Here is a 4,026-nt window from a genome sequence, read left to right as displayed (position 1 = left end):
CCATCGGCGCGCAGGCGAGTCGGGTGAGCACCATGCGCGAGCCGGGCATGCAGGGCCGCGCGGCTCAGGCAGTGCTCCAGCTCACGCACGTTGCCGGGCCATGGGTACTCGCACAGCAGGCGCTCCGCCGCCGGCGTCAGGCGCAGATTGCCCAGTCCGAGGCGCGTGCGGTTGTGCTCAAGAAAGGTGCCGGCCAACGCCAGCAGGTCCGCACGCCCGCGTTCACGCAGCGGCGGCACCCTGAGCGGATAGACGCTCAGGCGGTGATAGAGGTCTTCACGGAAATGCCCGGCGGCGACCTCCGCCTCGAGATCGCGATTGGTGGCCGCGATGACACGCACATCGACCCTGACTACGCGATCGCTGCCCAACGGCTGCAGCTCGCCCTCCTGCAAGACCCGAAGCAGCTTGGGCTGCAGCGCCAGCGGCAGCTCGCCGATCTCATCCAGCAGCAGGGTGCCGCCATCCGCCATCACGAAGTGGCCACGGTGATCATGGGTCGCGCCCGAGAAGGCGCCACGCCGATGCCCGAACAGCGCGCTTTCGACCAGGTCCGGCGACAAGGCGGCGCAGTTGATGCGCACCAGCGGACGCGCAGCCCGCCGGGAAGCATCGTGCAGCCGCTGGACCACGCCCTCCTTGCCCACGCCGGTCTCGCCCTGCACCAGCACCGTCATCTCGGTATCGGCGACCGCCTCCAGCTGCGCCTCGAGCCTGGCCATCGCCGGGCCACGCTGCGGGCAGGCCATGGCGCTCTGTGACGCCATGCCTGTCGGTGACACCACCATCGGCGCCGAAAGCCCTGACCTGCCGACCGCGGCCCACTCCTGTCGCAGTGACAGCGACAGACAGTGTGCGGGGAGTGACAACCAGGCCTGCAACTCCTGAAGTGGAAGTGCCAGCTCGTCCGTACTCGCAGAGGCGCTCAGCGATTCCAGCGGGGCCAGCACCCCCGGCGTCAGCGCATCGAAGGTCATCACCCCCAGCAGGGTATCGCCCTCGCGCAGCGCGATACCGGCGCAGTCATGCACCAGCAGATCCGGCCCATGCACGTCCCCCAGCAGGCCATCGAAGGGGTCTGGCAGGTCGCTGTCCAACGCGAAACGATGCACTCCCGTGTGCTCGACGATCGCCTTGAGCCGCGGATGCTCCGCCAGTGCGAAGCGTCGCCCACGCACCTCGGCAGGCAGGCCGTAGGTGGCCAGTGGCAACAGCTCGTCACGCTCGGGCAGGTAGCGCATCAGGGTCGCCGCCTCACCGGGCAGCTGCTGCATGATCGCGGCCAGCAGACGCGTCCATGGCAGCGCGCGCCGCTCGCCGCCCTCCTCGCGGGACAACCAGGCGGCGAGCCAGGCATTCACGGCCGCGACCGGCGTATCGTTCAGGGGCAAGAGGGCATCGGGCATGCGGTCATCCTTGCGGATATCGGGAGTGAGAGGGCTGAAGATTGATGTCATCATGACACGCTTGATGTCATTAGAACACGCCACATGACCATGTCATTTTGACATCATAGACCTGCAGAGTGCATGACGACTGGCCTCGAGAGTTGGCACGCCCCTTGCCATAGAGGGAGGGACATCAATCAGAGGTATCGTCATGCTGACCAACGCCCAGGAAGACCTGATCGCCGCCACCGCTCCCGTCGTCGCCGAGCATCTCAATGCCATCACGGCGCGCTTCTATCCGCTGATGTTCGAGCGCTATCCCGAGGTGAAGCCGCTGTTCAACCAGACCCACCAGGCCAGCGGCGGCCAGGCCCGTGCGCTGGCCGGCGCCGTACTCGCCTATGTCGGCGCACGCCACTCGCGTGAGGCGGTGGACCGCCTGCTGGCGCCCGTGGTCAGCAAGCATGTCTCGCTCAATATCCTGCCGGAACACTATCCCATCGTCGGCGAGTGCCTGATGACCGCCATCGGCGAGGTGCTGGGGGACGCCGTCACGCCGGAGATCGCCGATGCCTGGGGCGCCCTCTACGGGGAACTGGCCGCTGTGCTGATCGCCGCCGAGCAGGGCCGCTACGACAGCTTCGCCGCTACCCGCGGCGGCTGGCAGGGGCTGCGCCGCTTCCGCATCGTGCGCACACAGGACGAGAGCCGCGAGATTCGCTCGCTGTACCTGGCGCCGGTGGAAGGCCCGATGTTCTCCTTCCTGCCGGGCCAGTACATCGGCATGCGCCTGACGACACCGCAGGGCGTGATCCATCGCCATTACAGCCTGTCCCACGCGCCGGACGAGCGCTTCTGCCGCATCTCGGTCAAGCGTGAGGCCCACGGCCAGTCCAGCCAGTACCTGCATGCGCTGAAGGCAGGTGACGAGATCGAACTGCTGCCGCCGGCCGGCGAGCTGACCTTCGAGCATGCTGCCCCGCAGAGCGCCGATGCCCCGGTGCTGTTGCTGTCGGCGGGTGTCGGCCAGACGCCTATGCTGCCGCTGCTGACGGCGGCACTGGCAGCAGGCCGCCAGGTGATCTACCTGCATGCGGCGCGCAATCCCGAGGTGCATGCCTTCGACGCCACCCTCAAGGCGCTGGTCGCGCAGTATCCAACGCAGCTGCATTATCAGGTCTGCTACGAACAGGCCGAGACGCTGCCGCCCCATGCGCAATTGGGCATCATCGAGCGCGACTGGCTGGCGCAGCAGATCGCCGCGACCGGTGCCAGCGCCGAGTCGCTGCAGGCCTTCGTGATCGGCCCGCATGGCTTCATGCAGAGCATGATCCAGCACCTCAGCCGTATCGGCGTACCGCTCAGCCAATGTCACCACGAGCATTTCGGCCCCTCCACCCCGCTCGCCATCGACACTGCTGTCGCCTGATGCGCCAGGTGTGAGCCGCACCATGCAAAAAGCCCCCATCGCCTTGCGGCCATGGGGGCTTTTGCGTTCTCCGGCTTCATTCCAGCAGGCCGTGTTGTTATTGCGTGTCCAGCGTTGTTGTTGGTATTTCGCTGACTTCCATTCTGCTGTCGCTACAGGACGGAATCAGTTGGTGCGGCCGAGCAGCTCGCGCACATCGCGGGCTTCCCAGTGCGGGAAGTGCTTGCGCACCAGCGCGTTGAGGTCGGCTTCAAACGCGGCCCAGTCGGTCTGCTGGGTGGTGGCCTGGGTGCCGGCGCGACCCACGCCGCGAATCATGCCCGCGCCGACGGTCACGTTGCTCAGACGATCGATGACGATGAAGCTGCCGGTCCCCGGGCTTGAGCGGTAGTCGTCTACCGGCACCGCCTGGGTCAGCTCGAGCTGGACGCGACCGATGGCGTTCAGCGCCAGGCTGTCGCCCTCGTGATGCTCCAGCGTGTTGACGTCGTAGAGGTAATCGATGGCGCTGACCTGACCGGTCAGGTCACGGGTCGCCAGCTTGATATCGTACTGACGGCCCGGCTGCAGCGGCTTCTCGTGCATCCAGACGACATCCGCTTCCAGTGCATTGGAGAGCGGCAGTTCGGCATCCGCCGCCACCAGCCAGTCGCCACGCGAGATGTCGATCTCATCGTCGAGCGTCAGGGTAATGGCCTGACCCGGGTAGGCGATCTCGAGATCACCATCGAAGGTGACGATGCGCTCGATGGTCGAGGCCTTGCCGGACGGCAGCACCTTGACGCTGTCTCCCGGACGCACGACACCGGCCGCCAGGGTGCCGCAGTAACCGCGGAAATCGAGGTTGGGACGATTGACGTACTGCACCGGGAAGCGCAGATCGCTGAGGTTCTGGTCGTGGGTCAGTTCGACGGTTTCCAGCACCTCCAGCAGTGACGGGCCCGCTTCGCCATCGACGGTGTACCAGTCCAGTGACGGGCTGCGATTGACGACGTTGTCGCCCTTGAGCGCGGACATCGGCACGAAGCGGATGTCCGGCGCGTTCAGCTTGTTGGCGAATTCCTGGTACTCGGCGACGATCTCGTTGAAGCGCGTCTCGGAGTAATCGACCAGGTCCATCTTGTTGACCGCGATCACCAGGTGCTGGATGCCCAGCAGGTCGGCGATGAAGCTGTGGCGACGGGTCTGGGTCTGCACGCCGTAGCGCGC

At 66.4% G+C, this 4,026-nt stretch carries 3 protein-coding genes; 1 reads left to right on the top strand and 2 read right to left on the bottom strand.

Annotated elements, in window-relative coordinates:
• A partial coding sequence (gene norR, locus AC4FAH_RS13675; RefSeq protein WP_490246222.1) for a nitric oxide reductase transcriptional regulator NorR occupies nucleotides 1-1,406 on the bottom strand: 1,406 nt, incomplete at its 3' end.
• A gap of 193 nt (nucleotides 1,407-1,599) precedes the next feature.
• Here norR and AC4FAH_RS13670 point away from each other — a divergent pair.
• A complete protein-coding gene (locus tag AC4FAH_RS13670; RefSeq protein WP_490246221.1) occupies nucleotides 1,600-2,817 on the top strand; it encodes a globin domain-containing protein in 1,218 nt (405 codons plus the stop codon).
• A gap of 165 nt (nucleotides 2,818-2,982) precedes the next feature.
• Here AC4FAH_RS13670 and AC4FAH_RS13665 read toward each other — a convergent pair.
• On the bottom strand, nucleotides 2,983-4,026 hold a 1,044-nt coding region (locus tag AC4FAH_RS13665), incomplete at its 5' end, for an elongation factor 1-alpha C-terminal domain-related protein (protein ID WP_490246220.1).

The sequence above is a fragment of the Cobetia sp. genome (assembly GCF_983723665.1).
This window is presented reverse-complemented; position numbering and strand designations above follow the sequence as displayed.

What these genes read in the sequence shown, in the direction of transcription:
- AC4FAH_RS13670 (WP_490246221.1), top strand. Translation starts at nt 1,600, where the DNA reads ATGCTGACCAACGCCCAGGAAGACCTGATCGCCGCCACCGCTCCCGTC.